The 19110-nt window shown below is 70.0% G+C and carries 12 protein-coding genes; 6 read left to right on the forward strand and 6 right to left on the reverse strand.

The features are described 5' to 3' along the window. Positions 1 to 69 precede the first annotated feature (69 nt). Entirely contained in the window at positions 70 to 1686 is a 1617-nt protein-coding gene (locus tag AB0H12_RS39200; RefSeq protein WP_499630076.1) for an FAD-binding oxidoreductase, read from the reverse strand. A gap of 157 nt (positions 1687 to 1843) precedes the next feature. Here AB0H12_RS39200 and AB0H12_RS39205 point away from each other — a divergent pair, with 157 nt between their 5' ends. Together AB0H12_RS39205 and AB0H12_RS39210 are read left to right on the forward strand one after the other, a co-directional pair. Continuing rightward, the gene (locus AB0H12_RS39205; protein ID WP_499630078.1) at positions 1844 to 2533 is read left to right on the forward strand and encodes a response regulator transcription factor; all 690 of its coding nucleotides are present in this window, start codon (positions 1844 to 1846) and stop codon (positions 2531 to 2533) included. Further along, the gene (locus AB0H12_RS39210; RefSeq protein ID WP_499630080.1) at positions 2530 to 3453 is read left to right on the forward strand and encodes a sensor histidine kinase; all 924 of its coding nucleotides are present in this window, start codon (positions 2530 to 2532) and stop codon (positions 3451 to 3453) included. The genes AB0H12_RS39205 and AB0H12_RS39210 overlap by 4 nt, the downstream gene beginning before the upstream one ends. A gap of 231 nt (positions 3454 to 3684) precedes the next feature. On the opposite strand, the gene AB0H12_RS39215 is transcribed toward AB0H12_RS39210, so the two are convergent. Then, positions 3685 to 4077, reverse strand: coding sequence for a hypothetical protein (locus tag AB0H12_RS39215; RefSeq protein ID WP_499630082.1), 393 nt, complete (start codon positions 4075 to 4077; stop codon positions 3685 to 3687). A gap of 48 nt (positions 4078 to 4125) precedes the next feature. After that, the gene (locus AB0H12_RS39220; RefSeq protein ID WP_499630084.1) at positions 4126 to 4467 is read right to left on the reverse strand and encodes a hypothetical protein; all 342 of its coding nucleotides are present in this window, start codon (positions 4465 to 4467) and stop codon (positions 4126 to 4128) included. Positions 4468 to 4566: 99 nt separating this feature from the next. On the opposite strand from AB0H12_RS39220, the gene AB0H12_RS39225 reads away from it, so the two are divergent. From AB0H12_RS39225 to AB0H12_RS39240, 4 genes are all read left to right on the forward strand, one after another. Then, positions 4567 to 5631 (forward strand): hypothetical protein, encoded by a 1065-nt coding sequence (locus AB0H12_RS39225; protein WP_499630086.1) that lies wholly within the window; start codon positions 4567 to 4569, stop codon positions 5629 to 5631. 137 nt (positions 5632 to 5768) lie between these two features. Continuing rightward, complete coding sequence (locus AB0H12_RS39230; RefSeq protein ID WP_499630088.1) at positions 5769 to 7823, forward strand: helix-turn-helix domain-containing protein; 2055 nt, start codon at positions 5769 to 5771, stop codon at positions 7821 to 7823. A gap of 234 nt (positions 7824 to 8057) precedes the next feature. Beyond that, positions 8058 to 13994, forward strand: coding sequence for a DNRLRE domain-containing protein (locus AB0H12_RS39235; RefSeq protein ID WP_499630090.1), 5937 nt, complete (start codon positions 8058 to 8060; stop codon positions 13992 to 13994). A 131-nt stretch (positions 13995 to 14125) separates the two neighbouring features. Next, positions 14126 to 14371, forward strand: coding sequence for a hypothetical protein (locus AB0H12_RS39240; RefSeq protein ID WP_499630092.1), 246 nt, complete (start codon positions 14126 to 14128; stop codon positions 14369 to 14371). Between the two features lie 434 nt (positions 14372 to 14805). On the opposite strand, the gene AB0H12_RS39245 is transcribed toward AB0H12_RS39240, so the two are convergent. The 3 genes from AB0H12_RS39245 to AB0H12_RS39255 all read right to left on the reverse strand — a co-directional run bounded on the left by AB0H12_RS39245 (position 14806) and on the right by AB0H12_RS39255 (position 18848). Beyond that, positions 14806 to 14958, reverse strand: coding sequence for a hypothetical protein (locus AB0H12_RS39245; RefSeq protein WP_499630094.1), 153 nt, complete (start codon positions 14956 to 14958; stop codon positions 14806 to 14808). 355 nt (positions 14959 to 15313) lie between these two features. Continuing rightward, on the reverse strand, positions 15314 to 18517 hold the full coding sequence (locus AB0H12_RS39250) for a tetratricopeptide repeat protein (protein ID WP_499630096.1): 3204 nt from the start codon (positions 18515 to 18517) through the stop codon (positions 15314 to 15316). Position 18518: 1 nt separating this feature from the next. Beyond that, on the reverse strand, positions 18519 to 18848 hold the full coding sequence (locus tag AB0H12_RS39255; protein ID WP_499630098.1) for a hypothetical protein: 330 nt from the start codon (positions 18846 to 18848) through the stop codon (positions 18519 to 18521). Positions 18849 to 19110: the final 262 nt, after the last annotated feature.

A 19110-nucleotide genomic window follows, 5' to 3' on the forward strand; every position in this document is an offset into this window, starting at 1 on the left:
AGTCCCACTCCAGGGTGAAGGACCGCGGGGACACTGCCGTGAAAGCCGTCATCTACCGCGACGGGGGTCCTACCGCGGCGGCAGTTTGATCGACATGGCGTGGTGGAACACGTCACCCGGGTCCCAGCGCGCCTTCACCTGCTGGAGCTTCCGGTAGTTCTCCTTGTAGTACAACGTGTGCCACGCGACTCCGGACTGGTTCCACTCCGGATCGGTGGTGTCGACGTCCGGGTAGTTGATGTAGGAGCCGTCATTGACGTCGTTCGGGACCGGCACGCCTCCGGTGTCCCGGTACATCGCGCCGTACCAGCGCCGGATCCAGTCCAGGTTCGCCCGCTCGCGGTCCGGGTCGGTCCAGGTGACGGTGTAGATCGCTTTCATGATGCTGTCCCGCTGGTGCAAGGCGGTCGCGTCCGGCGCCACGGTGTTGACCTTGCCGCCGTAGGACAACAGCAGCAGCACCGCGCGCTCGTTGTTGTGGTCGGGGCTGGTCAGGTAGGTGTAAGCGGTGATCATCTGCTCGTCGGTGAACCGCTTCCGCAGGTAGGCCGCTTTCGCTTTGAACATCCCGGATTCGTCGGCCTGGCTCAGCGACCCGGCCTTCACCGCCGCCAGCCACGGCAGCCGGTGGGGCGGTTCCACCGTGGTCGTTCCCGGGACTCCGTCGGTGACCTCCGCGAGGTAGTCGCGCAGCAGTCGTTCGGCGTTGGGCGGGGTTCCGTTCAGTGCGGGCACCATGACGAACCCGCCGGGGTCGGCGCCGGTGTTGCGTCGGGTGATCAACATCGGGCTGAAGAGACCGGCGTGGGGGGAGTCGGGCGCGCTGTTGCGCTCATGCCATTCGCCGTAGTTGCGCAGCAGCCGGTGGAACGACTCCTCGGTGACGTCCCGCCAACTCCACCCGACCGTCGCGCCGAGGGTCACAGCGGGTGGTTTCGGCAGCAGGCGGGTGGGGTCGTTGCCGGTGGCGCCGGGCGTGCGCATCCAGTACCGGGTGACCACGCCGAAGTTCCCGCCCCCGCCCCCGGTGTGCGCCCACCACAGGTCCCGGTTCTCATCGCCCTGCTCGCGGGTCGCGACCACCGCCCGCGCCCGGCCGGAACGGTCCACCACGACGACTTCCACGGCGTACAAGTAGTCCACCACCGAACCGAGCTTCCGGGACAGCGGGCCGTAACCGCCGCCCTGGATGTGGCCGCCCGCGGCCACGCCGCTGCACTGGCCGCCGGGGATGGTGACACCCCAGCCGAGGTAGAGCCGCTCGAACACGTTCCACAGGGTCGCGCCGGGCTCGATCATGAACGCGTTGCGCCGCCGGTCGAACGCGACCCGCCGCATCGCGGACAGGTCGATGATCACCTCCGCGCCGTCGCCGACGAAGTCCTCGTAGCAATGGCCGCCACTTCGGACGGTGACCCGCTTGCCCGCACGCGTGGCGTCATCCACCGCCCGCACGACCTGCTCGGTCGTGGTGGGCAGGCGGAAGGAACCGGGACGCGGGAAGAATCGCTCGCTCGTCCGGCGCAACACGAGGTCTTCATAACGAGCGTCACCCGGCACGATCGCGACCGCATCGCGCGTGCCCTCTGTCGACGTCACCTCCGCGTGCGCCGAACTTCCGACCAGTACCGCACCTCCCAGCACCGCGGTGCCGGCGAGGAATCGCCGACGGGTAGGACGGGACACCTGCTTCTCCGAACTGTGAGTTGGTTGGCGTGTCGGAAACGCTAGGACCGGCCGGTCCGGTGACACCACCTGCGGGGATCGACTGTCAGGCAACCCGCAGCGAACCGTCAGGTTCGCGGCACCGGGCTCCGATCAAGGGCGTGGTGTGATGGAGGGCATGGACAACATCCTCGTGGTGGACGACGACGCGGGCTTGCGAGAGCTGCTGTTGTCCGCGCTGCGGTTCGCGGGGTTCGCGGTCGAGGCGGCCGGTGACGTGCCGGCCGCCTTGGCCGCGATCGAGTCGCGCCCACCGGACGCGATCGTGCTGGACGTGATGCTGCCCGGCACGGACGGGTTCGACCTGCTGCACCTGCTGCGCTCGCGGGAGGTCCACGTGCCGGTGATGTTCCTGACCGCCCGCGACGAGCTGGACGACCGGGTGCGCGGGCTGCGCCTGGGTGGCGACGACTACCTCACCAAGCCGTTCGACGTGGTGGAGGTCGCCGCGCGGCTGGAAGCGCTGCTGCGGCGTTCCCGCCGCGTGCCGCCCGCGATGCCGGAGGGGGTGTTGCGCTGCGACGACCTGGAGATGGACGAGGTCAGGCACGTGGTGACCCGGGGCGGGCGGCCGGTCGAGCTGTCGCCCACCGAGTTCCGGCTGCTGCGGTACCTGCTGGCCAACGCCGAGCGGGTGGTCTCCAAGGCGCAGATCCTGGACCACGTCTGGCAGTACGACTTCGGCGGCGACACCGGCGTGGTCGAGCGGTTCGTCTCCAACCTGCGCCGCAAGATCGACTTCGGCGGGCCGTCCCTGATCCGCACCGTGCGCGGCTTCGGGTACAACCTGCGGCCGGTGCAGCGGTGATCCGGCCATCCCGGTGGCGGCCCGCCCTCGTCGCCCTGCTCGCCGGCCCGGAAGCCGCCCTGCTCACCGCCAGGCTCCAGAAGGCGTTCAACGCCCAGCAGCGGGCCCAGGACCGACTGCGCAGCTTCGTCGCCGACGCCAGTCACGAGCTGCGCACACCGCTCGCGACCCTGCACGGCTGGATCGACCTGTACGCCCAGGGCGGCCTGCGCGAGCCCGACCAACTCGACCACGCCATGGAACGCATGCAGGCCGAGGTGGGCAGGATGCGGCTGCTCGTCGACGAACTGGCACTGCTGGCCCGCCTCGACGCGGCCCAACCGCTGAACCGCGCGCCGGTCGACGTGGTCGCGCTGGCCGGCGAGGTGGTGGACGACGCCACGATCGTCAGCGCCGACCGGGACATCACCCTGCGCGGGGCGGCGGAAGCGGTCGTCGACGGCGACGGCCCACGCATCCAGCAGGTGCTGCGCAACCTCGTCGGCAACGCGGTGCAGCACACCCCACCCGGCACACCGGTCACCGTCACCGTCACCTCCCGCGACGGTGAGGTGGTGGTCGCGGTGCACGACGAGGGCGACGGCATCGCGCCGGAGCACGTGCCCCACGTGTTCGAGCGGTTCTACCGCGCCGACCCCAGTCGAAGCCGCGACCGCGGCGGTTCCTCGGGCCTGGGACTGGCCATCGTCGAAGCGATCGTGACCGCGCACGGCGGCACGGCCGGGGTCACCTCGACGCCGGGTCAGGGCACCACCATCCGGGTCACCTTCCCCGTCGACCGCTCTCCCCGACCGGCGCCGGACCACTCTCCGGGAGCCCGCCGCAGCGGTGATGTCGGTGGCCCGGCGCCCGCCGAGGACCTCGGTCCGGTCACCCCAGCGCCCGTCCCGCTTCCACGATGTCGATGGCGAGCCTGCTGACGTCGGCCGGGGTGGTGCGGGGGTTGACGTGCACAGCCGCAGCGCGTGGTGGCCCTCCACGAGCGTCGCGGCGACCAGGAACCGGTCGCCGCGGTTGATCGTCTCGGCGATCCGGTGCTGCAGCGCGTCGAGGTCCTCGTCGCCGCGAGGCGGTCGCGGTCGGTATCGGAGGCAGAGGATGCCGAGGCTCGGCCCGGTGAGCGGTTCCAGCTCGTCGCTCCGCTCCACGAGTTAGGCAGCGCGCTCGGCCGCCGGGGGCAGGTCGACGAGCCGGTGGGCACCAGCGGCCGCAACGCGCCCGCATCGAGCCGGTAGCACCCCGGGTTCGGGGATCGCGTCGAGCACGCCGGAGCGGGTGGCGGGCACGGCGAGCCGGCTCAGCGCCAGGGAGGCGGTGCGGACCCGTCCCACCGGCACGGACGGGAGCAGGGAGGCCAGGGCGTGGACACCGAGCATCGGCAGCAGGCCCGCGGCGACCTCCTGGGCCTGCACGAGCGACATCGCGGTCTGGAACCGGGGGTTGATCTCGATGGCGAGGACGGGCGCCGTCGGTGGCGGCGACGAGGTCGAGGCCGAACGCGCCGCGGAAGCGACGACGCCCGTCGGCAGCTCGTCGTCGGCCACCAGCTGGTTGCCGCAGTGCGCGCCCCAGTACGGGGTGAGCTCGGGCAGTCAGGCGAGCTGGTGGGACACCGCGGACACCGCCGTCGCGTCACCGGTGACGCAGCCGCTCACGGTCAGCGGGACACCCGGCACGAACGCGGACACCCGCAACCGCACTCCCCGCCAGTCACCGAGCACCGCGCGCAGCTGCGCCGCGCTGGTCACGAACCGGGTACCCTTGCCGGTCAGGTTGTTGACGCGGCGCTGCACCACGACCGGACGGCCACCGGCCGCCGCCCAGCAGGACGCGGTGTCGGCGGGATCGGCGGAGGGCACCCTCGATTCCGGCACGGCCACGTCCGCGCGCTCGAACAGCCGCAGCGAGTCGATCTTGTCGGCGGTGACCGCCACGGCCGCCTGCTCCGGGGCGAGCAACCGCAGGCCGCGAGCCGCCGCCCAGGAGTTTTCGGCTGAGCGGAACCGAACACCGGCCGATCACGTCGACCCGGTGTGAAACGGGTCTGGTTGTCCTCGGGCGCCGGGCGCGCCTGGATCGTGGTCGTGGTGGCGTCGGCCTTGACGGGGTGGCACGGCTGGGGTGTCACGGTGACGCCGGAACGGCCGTTCTTCTGGATCATGGCCATCGCGGACCTCGTGGTCGCGGCGGTCGCGGCCCGGTTGGCGGTGCGGTGGCCCGGCTACGCGATGTTCGGGGACGACGCCGTGGTGCTGGGGCGTGAGCGGGTCCGGTACGACTCGATCACCGCGGTGCGCACCGGTCGCGTGTCGGCCAAGGGGTTCTGGTTGGCGTTCTGGCTGCCGCTGTCCCTGCTGGGCGGGGTGGTCGTCGCCCTCCGCCGGGCCGACGCGTTCGAGCGGCAGGTGGTGGAACTCGACACGCCGGACGACCGGCTCCGGATGCGGTGGAAGGACGTCGACTCGCACGGCGCGTTCCTGGACGCCGTCCGGACGGCCCGACCCGACCTGGAGCCGGCGTCCGGTCTCGACGGGCCGGACTACGCGCGCGACTGCACGCCCAGGCTGTCCGTGGGCGGCGGGTTCCTCGCGGTGGGGCTCGTGGTGTGGCTGTTCTTCGCCGGCGTGCTCGGCATCCAGCTGCTCGACAGATCCACTGTGGACGGTCCATACTCGGTCGACGCCACCTCCTACGCGATCCGTTCGGTGACCGAGCGGCTGACAGGGAACCCGGACTCGCACAACCCCGACCTGCCCGGTGTGCCGGTCGACCTGTCGGTCGAGCCGTGCGCGCGCACCAACGGGGCCCTGCTCGGCCGCTCCCCCGACGTGGTCGACCTGCGCCTGCGGCTGCTCAGCCGCGACGTGCCGGAACCCGTGGCCGACGCCCTGGAGGACGAGCTGCGCAAACACGCCGGCATGGCGCCCGGCGACTACCGGGACCGGCTCGACATCGCCGACTCGGCTGTCCGGATCAACATTCCCGAGGTGGCCACGTTATACATCGACATCAGGACCGGCTGCGTGGGCGACGAGGGCGAGGCCCGGCTGCGCGAGGATCTCCTCGCCTTGGCCGCCGCTCTCGGCGTGGAGCGCTGAGGGCGGCCGGGTGGGATCGGCGGGCGGCTTGGCTCGGGCGGCTTGAGCGCAGGGCGGCTCGAGCGCGGGCGGGTCGGCGCAGCGGGCGGTTGGCGAGCGATCGCAGGTGGCGTCAGACGCGGGGCTGTGCTTCCACCGTGGCCCAGGTCGGGTGTTTGCCGGTCCGGTTGCTGCGGCGCGTCGATCACGGGTCCGGTCTGGGCAAGGTCCGCTGGGCGGTCGAACGCACCTTCTCCTGGATCAAGGGCTTCCGACGACTCCGGGTCCGCACCGCGGCGGACCGACGTCCATCAAGCGATGCTCAACCTGGCCTGCTTGAGAATCTGCCTGCGGAAACTCATGCTGAACTGATCACTCAGCCGAGCCGTCGCCGTCGCCGGTCACCACCATGCGGGCGAGTTCGACCGGTTGCCGTGACGGCTCGCAACCAACCTCATCCGACCTGTTACGGGATCGGCACGTCCGCCGATACACGGGTCGAAGGGCCGGAGTGTCTGGTCGAGGGTGATCGGGGGATCATGGCCGGTAGTTCGCGATCCCGAGCGCTCGGAGATCAGCTTGAGCGGCTCAAACTGGCCAGTGGCCGCAGTTACGAGAACATCGGTCGGAAGATCCACCTGAGCAAGTCCGCCGTGCACCGGTACTGCACCGGAGCGAGCGTGCCGCGGGAATTCGCCGTCGTGGAGCGCATCGCGTCGGCGTGCGGCGCGAGCCGGGACGACATGGTCCTGCTGCATCACCTTTGGTTGCGTGCCACGGAATCCGCGAACGAGAGTGCCGACGAAGAAGCACCTGCCGAAGCCGGTCGTTCCCCCGAACCGCCGAACCCGCCGACGCCGATGGGCCCACGACCCGGCCGCCGGGCCCGGGCCCGGCGCCTGACGGTGTTGGCCGTCGTCAAAGCGGTGTTGGCCGTGATCCTGGTTTCGAGCACGACCGGCACGCACTTGGTCACGACCGCCCCGGACCGGTCGACGGACCAGTGGCTCACTGGGCCCGCTTGGGCGCTGCCACCGGCTCCCGTGCCGAGCGCGCTGTTCGGCGTCACCATCAACAGCGCCACGGGAGCGATGCCCGCGTTCCGTGTCGGCGCCGTCCGGTTCTGGGACGGCGGGACGAGGTGGTCCGAAATCCAACGGCACCGCGGCGAGTTCGACTGGTCGGTGCTGGACCGACTGGTGAGCGCTGCGGAGAATGCGGGTGTTCCGCCCCTGTTCGTCTTCGGGGGCACCCCGAAATGGGCCAGCCCGAACGGCCCGGCCGCGCCGTATCCGGACGCCACCGCCGCACCTCCGATCGACCTCGCAGACTGGGACCTGTTCGTCCGGACGCTGGTGGACCGCTACCGGGGACGCATAGAGGCATACGAGCTGTGGGTCCTGGCCAACGACCGCAAGTTCTACGCGGGCAGCGTGGAGACTCTGGTCGAGATGACCCGCCGGGCCAAGGACATCATCCGTTCGAGCGACCCGGACGCGACGGTGGTGTGCCCGGGGATGGGGGAGTTGTGGACTTCCGAGGGGGTGGCGTTCCTCCGGCGGTTCGCCGAACTCGGCGGGTACGACCACTGTGACGTCGCGGGCATCAAGCTGTTCAAGCGACAGGCGGCCGACCCGCCGGAAACGATGTTGAACCTCGCCGCGTCGATCGACCGGGTCATGCACAGAGCAGGAATCCACCCGAGGCTGTGGAGCACCGGGACCACGTACTCGATCGCGTTGCAGGAGCCCCTCGACGAGTTCACCGCCCGCAACCACGCCGTGCGGTTCTTCCTGGTGGGGATCTACGCGCGCAAGGTCAACCTCGAACGCATGTACTTCTACAACTGGGGCGGCACGAAGATCCCGATCGTGTTGCAGCCGGTCGGTGGAGTGCCGACCAGTGCGGCGCTCGCCGTCGAGCAGTTGCAGCGTTGGCTGCACCACGCGCATAGCCGTGCGTGCGGCCACGGCGCCGCGGCGAACCTGCCGGAGAACGTGTGGCAGTGCGAGTTCACGGTGGCCGAGCCCGGTCAGACCTACGACGCCACGATCCGCTGGACCGACGCGGGAACCGCCACGCTCGCCGCCGGTGCTCGCGCCCAGGAATTGCGCCACCTCGACGGGAGGATCGAGAAGGTGCGATCGGGTGACACCATCACCGTTGCCGAAGAGCCTGTTCTCATTGCCGCGAGTCCCACTCCGCGCCGCTGACGGGACTCGCCGAGCGGTATCGCCGACCGCGTCCCACCGCTGAGCGTCCTCCCAGGTCAGCGCCTACGTTTCGTCCCGCCGTCCCAGGTATGGCTCACGCGCTTGTTCCCGCGTCACGAGCCGATCAAGCTGCGTGTGCCCGACGAATGCGTGTTTGCCCGACCGGAAGGGTGAGTTCTTTTGCGTACGTTCTTCAGAGGCAGACCACTGGTCAGCATGGCGCTGGCGTTAACCATGATCAGTTCATCCGTCGTGGCCATCCAGTCGGCATTCCCGGCGCGCGCCGAACAGCCGGGGACGGCTGTCGGCGGTCCCGCGCCGGACGCGATGTCGGCATTGCGCACCGCGCGTTTGCGCAACGCGCCGGTCGAGATGGTGGGACAGCGCACGGAAACGTCCACCACGTGGGCGAACCCCGACGGCTCGTTCCGCACGGAGTTGGCCGCGGGCCCGGTCTGGACGAAGAAGGACGGGGAGTGGCTCCCGGTCGACCCGACGCTGCGGGTCGACCGGGACGGCGTGCGGCCGAGAGCGACCGGGTGGGAGGCGACGTTCGCGCGTGCGAGGGGTGCGCGTGAGCAGACGACGGCGTTGGTGTCGGCCCAGGTCGGCGGCCACGACGTGACCATCGGTTGGCAGGGGGCACTGCCCGAACCCAAGGTCGACGGCGTCAAGGTCACGTACTCGGACGTGCGGCCGGACACCGATCTCGTGGTGGAGTCCCGCCGGTCCGGCTTCGAGCAGTACTTCATGCTGAAGCAGCGTCCGACGGGACCGATTTCGTTCTCCGTGCCGATCACGGCGGAAGGGCTCAAGACCGTTCGTACGTCGCCCGGTGGAATGGTGGAGTTCCTGGACGATGCCGGCACGGTGATCGCGACCATGCCGCCGCCGCGGATGTGGGGAGCCGAGCGCGACGAACGCCTCGGCGAGCCGACGCGCTCGATGCCTGTCGACCACGACGTGAACCAGTCCGGGGACGTGGTCACCGTGACGTTGCGCCCGGATCAGGGATTCCTCGCCGACCCGGCCGTCACGTACCCCGTCACCATCGACCCGTACCTGGTGTTCCGCACCACCTTCGACACCTACGTCGACACGACCCAGGGGAACACCCCGAAGCACACGCAGGTCGAACTGCAGTCGGGCACCAACGGCGACAAGATCGCCCGATCGCTCCTCAACTTCGACGTCGGCCCGGTGCGCGGCGCGACCATCGAACAGGCCCGGGTCATCGTCTGGAACGACAACTCCTACGTGTGCGAACCGCGCCCGGTCGAGCTGTGGTCGACCTCCGGTCCGGCGAACGCGACCACCGTGTGGGCCAACCGGCCGACGCTCGGCCAGCGCTACGACGTCAAGGTCGAGTCCCACCACCACAACGCGTGCGGCGGTTCGGCGTGGATCCACTTCAACGCCACCGAACTGGTGCGGAGTTGGTTGGCGAGCCCGAACAACCTGCACTCGGCGCTGATCAAGGCGGGCGACGAGAAGAACATCAAGGATTGGAAGAAGTTCCAGTCCTCGGACGCCGCGTCAGCGTGGCCGCGGCTCGACGTCTTCTACACGTGGCCGTTGCGGCTCAGTTCGCCCGCCGTGACACCGTCGACCGCTCCGGAGGCCGACCCGACGTGGACGCGGTCGGACAAGCCGACGCTCGCCGTCCGGGTCGAGGACGACGACGACATCGCCGACGAGGTGACCTTCGAGGTGCAGAACGCGGGCGGCACGCCGGTCACCTCGGGCACCGTCACGGCGACCACCCCGAACGCGACCGTCTCCTGGCAGGTGCCGACGCCGCTGACGGCGGGAACGGCGTACCGGTTCCGCGCCAGGGCGACCAAGAACGGCGTGGAGGCGGCATCACCGTGGCTCACTTTCACACCTGACTTCGTCGCACCGGCCGCGCCCGCGGTCGCGTCCACGAACTACCCGGAAGGCCGCTGGGCGGGCGGCACCGGCACGCCCGGGTCGTTCACCATCACCCCGCCCACCGCGGACGTCTCGTGGGTGGTGTGGCGACTCGACGACGGCCCGAGCCAGGAGGCGCAGTACTCCGGCACGGCACACACGATCACCGTCACGCCGGAGTCCGACGGCAAGCACACGTTGACGGCGTGGGCCCGTGACGCCGCAGGCAACGACTCCGCGCCGAAGACGTACCGGTTCTACGCCGGAACGGGTGCGGTGACGAGCCCGGAGACCGGGGCACGCACGGCGCGACGGGTTCAACTGTCCGCTCAGGCGCGAGCCGATCTGACCACCGTCACCTACGCCTACCGGCGCGGCGCGGCCGACACCTGGAAGCCCGTCCCGCAGGGCGACGTGCGCCGCAAGTCGGACGGGGCGCAGATCACCTGGCCGGTCGGGGTGTCGACGGACCTCGTCTGGGACGTCACGCGCACTCTCGCGACCGACGGCACCATCCAGATCAGGGCCGAGTTCAGCAGCACACAGGCCTCGCAGGGCGTCGACCTCGTCGTCGACCGCGCCGCGGACGCCGCCGCGAGCCAGGAGATCGGGCCCGGCACCGTCAACCTGCTGACCGGCGACTACGCGCTGTCCGCCGACGACGTGTCGGCGTTCGGCGTGGGCATCTCCCGCACGTTCTCCTCGCGCGATCCGCTGGCCGGCGCCGAACAGGACGGCACGGTGGCGATGTTCGGGCCCGCTTGGACCTCCGGCGGGACCTCGCAGGACGCCGTCAGCCAGTTCACCCAACTCCGCGCCACGTCGGCCACGTCGGTCGAGGTGGTCCGCACCGACGACACCGCGGTGGGCTTCACCCAGGACGTCGGCGGAACGTGGGTTCCGCAGCCGGACGCCGGCGAGTTGAGCCTGACCCACGACGCGTCGAACGATCGCTACAGCCTGCGGGACACCGAGGGGCGCACCACCGTGTTCGCCAAGGTCGCCGCCGAGGTCAGCACCTACGCGGTCCGCACCACGTTCCCCGCGACCTCCAACGGCGAGACGGCCTACGTGTACGACACGGTGGTCGGCGCCGACCATAAGACCCGCGCCCGGCTGCGCAAGATCATCCCACCGACCACGGCGGTGAGTTCCCCGGCGCAGTGCGACGTGGACGTGCCGTCGACGTTGCCGCGCGGGTGCCGGGTAGTCGAGCTGGTGTACGCGCCCAGGACGACCGCGACCGCGACCGCCCTCGGCGACTACACCGGTCAGGTGAACTTGATCAAGGTGTGGGAGTCCGACGCCACCGTTCGGGAGACCGGTCTAGGTCGGTACGCCTACGACACGCTGGGACGTCTGCGCGAGGCGTGGGATCCGCGGCTCAGCCCGGCGCTGAAGACCAAGTACGAGTACGACTCCGGGCGGATCAGCCGCCTGACCCCGCCGGGCGAGCTGCCGTGGACGTTCTACTACGGCCGGGCCGGCAACGACGACACGGCAGGCGACGGCATGCTGCTCGCGGTGTCCCGTCCGGCGCTGAAACCCGGCACCAGGAACGAGGTCGAGGGTGACGCCATGACGACGCTCGTCTACGACGTCCCGCTGAGTGGTCAGGGAGCGCCCTACGACATGGCGGAATCGTCGGTGGCCTCCTGGGCGCAGCTCGACGCGCCCACCGACGCGACGGCGATCTTCCCGGCGGACCAGGTGCCGGGCAGCCACACCGGTCGGGACAACCTCGGCGCGGGCGACTACCGGCGTGCCACCGTGCACTACCTGAACCCGAGTGCCGAGCGGGTCAACGAGATCCAGCCCGGTGGGCACACCAACACCACGGAGCACGACCGGTTCGGCAACACCGTGCGCACCCTCACCGCCGCCAACCGGGCACTCGCGCTCGGGCAGGGCGACCGTGCGGGGGAGAAGCTGACCCGACTCGGCATCGCGAACAAGTCCACCTCCGAACGGGCGGCGTTGCTGTCGACCACCGCCGTCTTCGACGCCGACGGCCAACGCAAGACGCACGAGTTCGGCCCGTTGCACGTGGTCGAACTGGCGAACGCCGTTCCCGCGACGGCCGGACAGCCCGCGGTGCCCGCCGGCAGCCAGGTGCCGGCCCGTGCCCACAAGGCGGTGTCCTACGACGAGGGCCGCCCCGGCGACGGCAGCGCGAAGGTCGAGAACAAGGAGACCCGGGTGGTCACCGGAGCCGCCATCACAGGCTACCCGGCCGACGCCGACCAACGGACCAGCACCACCGAGTACGACTGGGCGAACGGGCTGGAGACCAGGACGGTGCAGGACCCGGGCGGCCTCGCGCTGGCGACGACCACGGCGTACGACCCGCAGGGTCGCCCGATCGTGTCGAGTTTGCCCGCGTCCAACGGCAACGACGCCGCCACGACCGTCACCACCTACTACACCGGCGCCGCCGGCGGTCCGTGCGGCGGACGACCGGAATGGGCGGGCTCGATCTGCCGGGTCGAGCCGAAAGCGCCTATCACCGGAGGCGGCGCCAACCCGTCCGAAGCGGTCACCAAGACCACGACCTACACGGCCAACGGGTTGGTCGACCGGACGATCGAGTCAGCCAACGGCGTCTCCCGCGTCACCAGCACCACGTACGACGCGGCCGGGCGCAAGGTGACGGTGACGGTGACCGGCGGGGTCGGGGCGGCCGTTCCCGCGGTGACCACCGAGTACGACCCGGCGACCGGGAAGATCGCGCGCACGGTCGGCTCGGACGGGTCGGTCGTGGCCGTCGAATACGACGCCCTGGGCCGCGTTCTCACTTACACGGACGCCGACGGCGGTCGCACGACGTACCACAACGACGCGCTGAACCGCCCGGTGAAGGTCGCCAACAGCGTGCCGTCGGAAGTCACGTACCAGTACGACACCGCACGGGAACCACGTGGACTGGCCGTCGGGCTGACCGACTCGGTGGCCGGTTCGTTCACGGCGACCTACGGCCCCGGGGGCGGGATCGCCGAGCAGACGATGCCGTCCGGTGTGGTGATGCGCGAGGAGCTCGATGAGACCGGCGTCTCGACGCGGCGGAGCTACACCGGCGACAACGGCGTGGTCCTGCTCAACGACAGTGTCAGCAACTCGGTGCACGACCAGGTACTCACGCAAAGCGGACTGTCCGCTCAGGACTTCCGGTACGACGCCGCCGGTCGGCTCGTCCAGGCCGACGACACGGTCGAAGGTACGTGCACCACACGGTGGTACGGGTACGACAGGAACTCCAACCGCACCTCGAAGCAGACCGCCGCCGGGCCGGTGTGCCAGACCGGAGGAGGCGCCGTCGAGACGCACGCCTACGACACGCGGGACCGGCTGGTCGACCCGGGTTACGGCTATGACGCCTTCGGCCGCACCGTCACCACGGCGGGCGGGGCCCGCCTGAACTACCACGTCAACGACCGGATCCACACGCAGACGATCGGTTCCGCGCGGCAGACGTGGAGGCTGGACGCCACGTTCCGAACCCGGTCCACCACCACGGAGACCGAGTCGGGCGGCATGTGGGCGACCAGTTCGACGCGCGTCAACCACTACGGCGAGGAGCACGACACCCCGGACTGGATCGTGGAGAACCCGGGAACCAACACGATCACCCGCAACGTCAGGGCGTTGAGCGGTGACCTCGCGGCGACCACCTCCGCAACCGGTGACCTCAAACTGCAGCTCGCCAACCTGCACGGCGACATCGCCGTCGTCTTCGACCCGCGGACGGCGACCGCGACGACGCAGGCCACCGACGAGTTCGGCGTCCCACGGCCGGGACAGTCGCCGGCACGGTACGGCTGGCTCGGTGCCGGTCAGCGCTCGTCGGAAGCCCTCGGCGGCATGATGGTGATGGGCGTCCGCCTCTACAACCCCGCTGCCGGACGGTTCCTCCAGGTGGACGAAGTCAGCAACGGCAACGCCAACAGTTACGACTACTGCTCGGCAGACCCGAAGAACTGCACCGACACCAGCGGCTACGGCAAGAACTGCGAACGCCGCTGGGGCGTGATGACGTGCGGCGTCATCATCAACCTGAGCCCAAGGCCGATCATGGTCATGAGGTACTGGAAGGACTGGAGAAGCGCGCACCTGCTGTGGCCTGGGCGCAGCACGGGCTGGGGCAAGGACTACGACGGCCTGTTGGTCTTCTGGTGGTCACACCTGCAGGGCTTCTGGATCCCGCCAGGGGTGTGGTTCCACGTGCCCAACATGCCGAGGGTGTACCCATGGATAGTCTGGTGAGCTGATCACGAGGACCCGCCCGGATTCGACGCGTCAACGTGGAATCCGGGCGGTCCGGGTCAGCAGGTCATCACCGCTGGCACACCTGCACGGCGCATTCGGGCCCTGTCCCGGGAGCAAGGAGGTCCACCGTGATCCGTCGTCTGCTCGTCGCCGTCGTGGCGGCACTCGGCGTCGTCGCCCTCGTGCCGGCCCCAGCCCAGGCCATCCCGGTGTGCAAGAGCGGCTACGCGTGCCTGTGCCAGTGGTACGCCGACCCGGAGCACACCGAGTTCAACGGCTTCCGGGCCATCAACTGCGACGGCGGCGTCGACAGCTCCGGCGTGCAGCGCGGCTACCTGGTATTCGGTCAGGCCCGCTGCAACACCCCCGACTGAACCCGCTGTCGTCGCTCTCGGCACGGCGTGCCCGGTCGCGGGGCGGCCTGAGGGCGCGACTACCGCGATGTCGAACGAGCGACACCTGGCGGAGTGGCGCTGCGCGGCTACGACCGCGGCCGCCGCTCGGGTTCCCGAGGTCGGGGCGTCGTCGATCAGCGTCGGCAAGTGGTCGATGGTGCCGGTCATGACCATGGTTCCCGGCGGGGCGGTGAACCGCCAGATCCGCAGCGGTGAACCCGCCGCCTGGTCGAGGGTGAGCACGCTGTCGTGCTCGCGGGTGAGGTTGTGGACGTCGCGGATACGCCCCTCGACGATCAGCGCGACGATCTGTTCGGGGTGGGCGCCTCGGCGCGTCCGGCGTTGCGGTGCGGGGCGACCAGGCGCGGCACCTGTGGGGTGCGAATAGTCGGCCACCGCTGCCTGGCCTGGGGTTAGGCGGCGGTGGGTTGGTATTCGTTGATCAGGCCGCCGAGGTGTTCGTTGAGGATGAGCAGAGGGTTGGCCCGGCGCAGCACGGCGACCTCGTGCCGCAGCACCAGCAACTCCACGTCCTTGGCCGCCGATGACCGGCCGAGCAGAACCAACCAGCCGACGACCTCAGTGCAGAGTTCTGGCACCCCACAGGCCCGGGAGATCGGCGCGGTCGTGGGCACCCGCCACGGCCGCGACCACCGTCCCGCCCAAGACAGACCCTCGGACAGCAACCGGGCCGGCTCTTCATAGCCCTGCCCCCGTGAACAGGCACATCGCCGGCACGAAGCACACCACCACCCGCGGTCGGCAGAAGCCGGTCACGCTGCCCCGTCCGTCCGCTCTCAGTGATCACCCGATCCACCAGCTCGGATGGAAACGTCCTGGTCAACAGGTCGGTCGCGATCCGATCGGACAGTCGGGCATCCGTGTCGGGCTTGACCTGTCCAGGCCGTGCCCCACGCCTGGCTAACCGCGCCGCCGCCAGAACGGGCGGCGTTGTGGTTGCTCCTCGGCGTCCGGACGGGGTGCGTAGGGGACGCTGAAGAGCGCGACCAGGTCGAGTGCTCCGCCCGTCATCCGGTCGAGCTCGGTCGCGTTGGCGACGCAGACGGTGGTGTTCAGGCCGCCCACCCAGTGCGCGGTGAGCACGAGGATGTCGCCGATCAGCTGGACGTGGTCGGACGCCGTGTCGCGGTTGCCGGGGTGGGCGGTCTGGAGCGCCTGCAACGACGCGGACAGGCCGCGTTCGGTGGTCGGCAAGGTGCCCACCTCTACCGCGTGCCGCAGCGACCACACCATGACCGGCACCAGTTTGGCGCGCAGGAGTTCGCCGACGGTGCCGCACATCGTCGTGGTGCGGGCTGTGATCGACCACAGCGTGTCCGCGTCGCCGACCTCGGCGGCGGTGCGGGCCAGTTGCGGTAGTGCGTCGGTGAGTCGTGCCCACGCGCCCTGCTCGGCGAGCAGGGTAGTCGCGGCTTTCTGGTGTTCCAGTCCGGCTTGGAGGTCGCCGAGGACGGTCACGATGGTGCCCAGGTTCATCAGGAACGTGGCTTCCTCGTCGCGCAGACCCAGCCGGCGGGCTTGGCGTAGTCCTGCTTCGGCGTGCGACCTGGCCGTCTCGGCGTCTCCGAGCGCCAGGTAGCACGAGCCCAGGTTGCCGTACGCGGCCAGTTCGCCCTCCGCGTCGCGGGTCTGCCGCATCAGCGCCAGCGAGGTCTGGGTCGCGGCGAGCGCGAGGGCGTGGTCGCCGGTCGCGGCGTGGATGGCGTACTCGTCCATCTTGAACTTGGCCTGCTGTTCGACCGAGTGCAGCACGGTCGCGTGCCGGTAGCCCTCTTCGGCATAGCGCAGCGCTTCGTCGTACCGGCCCAGCTTGCGGGCGAGCTGGCCGAGGAAGCCGTTGGCCTGCAACAGGCCTTCCATGTCGTGTCGCTCGGCGTAGGAGGTGCGGACGAGTGTTCCGATGCGCATCGCCTCCTCCAACTCGCCCTGACCGGCCAGTAGCTGTGCGGCGCGTAGTTGCTGGTTGAGTGCGCCGTCCGGAGCCAGCGCAACGGCGCGTTGGAAGTGGTCCAACGCGGCGGTCAGCTCGGCTCGTCGCTCGTGGAGATGGCCGGTGTGGGCGTGGCGGCGCGCCAGGCGGATCCTCTTCTCCTGCTCGGATTGGGTGACTCGCTCGGTGAGCGAGTCGATTCGCGCGACGAGTGAGTGGGCGTCGGCCGCGTCGGCGTCGGTGAGGGCTTCGTACCGGATAACGAGGCTCAGCTCGCCGAGGAGCACGTCCACGTACTCGGCGGTCTCCTCGTGGTCGGTGCCGTCGACCAGCTTGCGAAGGTCTGCCGTCTCCCTGCGGACCAGCCGGGTCTGCTCGGGGGGCACGTCGGCGGCGGCGGTGAGCAGCAGGTCGCAGGCGGCCAGCGCGGCCGCGGCGACGTCGGTGCGGCGGGGTTGGCTGGTGAGCCTGCCGTTGGCGGTGCCCGCGTAGATGTAGGAGCGTTCGATGGTGTCAGGCAGGCCGGTGCCGACGATCGCCTGGCACGCGGTGGCCTCGCTCGCAGTCAGCCGGGTCGTCACGATGCGGGCGAAGTCCGCGGCCAGGTCGGCCGGGACGCTCCACAACGTGCCGATGTAGCCGCGGGCGCCGACCCGGACGAACTCCCTGCCGACGCCGGTCCACGACTGGCAGGAGTTGTTGAAGATGATGGGACGGTGGGGAAACTTCACATGCCGGGTGATGAACCTGTTCGGGATCGCGATGTTGCCGAGGACGATGCCGTCGTCGGAGCCGTGCGTGTTGAAGAAGACGAGCTCGACCGGCAGCTTCCGCGGAAGGTGCATGAGCGCGAGCCCGTCCGCGTGGGGACCGTCGAGCAGGATCGAGTGGGTGAAGTGGCCGCCCACCTGCCGCATCACGTCCTCGGTCTCGGACGTGCGGAAGTAGCCGGGGTCGAAGACGAGACTGAACGCCGCCTTGCGGTCGGTCACGTCGCTGCTGCCCACCTCGGTCAGGACGACCAGGGTGGGGTCGGCGGCGACGTGCCCGATCGGCTTGCCCGACCAGTCGGCGTCGGCGGTGCGCACGAACGAGTACGGCAAACCGGTGGTGAACGCGGTGAGCCTGCGGTCACCGACCGCGGTGATCACCTCGGCCGGCACCTGTGACGTCACCGCGGTCTCGATCGCGGCGAACCGGTCGCGACGGCCGGCGGCCATCCTGTCGCGAATCGCGTCGAAGAGGCCTTTCGCCTCTTCGAGGATGAGCTCCTGATGTGCGGCCACGGCGTGCTGGACGTCGTCGAGCACCGGCATCGGGGTGATCACCAGCCGGGCGGACCGGTGGTGCGCGTAGAGCACGCCGAGCAGGCTGAGTGCGTTGCCGGTGTCCTCGACCAGCACCGCTTCTTCGGAGTCCGTGTCGTCATTCGGGTCAACGGCCGGCGCACCGGACATCGGACGCAGCGGCAGACCGGCTCGGAGCGCGGCAGACAGTCCGGCCAGGTACACCGCGCTGCCGCCCTCCGCGTCGACCTCGACGGCTTGCGGCATTCGTTCGTCCGGGCGCAGCAGGGACCACGCGGCACGAGGAAGATCGGTCAGGTCCCGGCCGGGGATGAGGGTGACGCGGCCGCGCTGGCGGCCGAAGATCGTCGGCGGCTGGTACGGCTCGTCCGGCGGGACCTCACCGAAGACCTCATGGTGGTACTGGTCCCAGGCCCGCGACGCTTCCGCGACGTAGGCGGGGTCCGAGGTGTAAAGGTCCTCCGGTCGCGGTTCGAAGAGGAACACAGCGCGCGCGAAGTCCGCCACGGCGACGAGGCCCGCGACCATCTCGTTATGCTTGAGCCAGGACTGGTACGGCGCGATGGCCTGGTCGAGTCGGTCCGACAAGTCGAACTCGGCCAGCATCCTGCGCCGTTGCTCCGGGTCGCTCCTCGTCGCGGCCAGCACCTCGGCCTTGCCGAGCGGGCCGCCGATCATCTGCTGCGTCCTGTCCCTCTGCTCGCGGGCCAGCAGATGACCGCGCACGTACTCGGCCTCGCTCATCGGCGGCGGCTCGACCACGATCACGGGCACGAAACCGCCCGCGGGCACACAGGACAGCACAACGGCCGCCTCGCGCAGCTGATCCGGCCGGCAGATCACCACCGTGGCCGCGAAGGCCGTCACGTCACAGCCCCTTCAGGTAGGAGTCGACGTGGGAGTCCTTGCGCCCGTTGCCGGGGCCCTTGAGCTCGGTCTGGCCGCTCTCCTTGCCCTTACGCACGATCGTGTTGACCAGCACCGGAGTCGACACGCCGACGTACAGCGCCGCCCAGTAGGTGGTGGCGGGCAGGACCAGCGCGATCACGCCGCCGAGCGCACCGTACGCGACCGAGACGAGCAGGTAGAACCACGACCACTTGAACTTCGTCGGGTTCTGGCGGATGGCGTACAGGCGGACGACCTCTGGGGCCAGTGCCCCTGCCATACCCAGCAGGAAGACGACGGCGGAGTTCATCGGACAAACCTAGCCAGACGGCGTCCGCGCCAAGGTCACTTTCGCGGGCCGTACATCCGATTGGCCTAACGGGCCTTACGAGATCATTTGGCTGGAACCGCCGGGCTGCCCGAGCCCGTGCCGCCAAGTCGGGGTGATGGGTTCCGGGTGCGTTTCGGCAAGTACCTCTAGTGTCCTGAGTCGTTGATTCGTTGTAGGTTGTGCTGATGGCTCGTCGTGGACCTGCGTTACCCGAGTTGGTGCTGACCGATCTGGAGCGTCA

Source organism: Actinosynnema sp. NPDC023794, assembly GCF_040639675.1.
Taxonomy (GTDB): domain Bacteria; phylum Actinomycetota; class Actinomycetes; order Mycobacteriales; family Pseudonocardiaceae; genus Actinosynnema; species Actinosynnema luteola.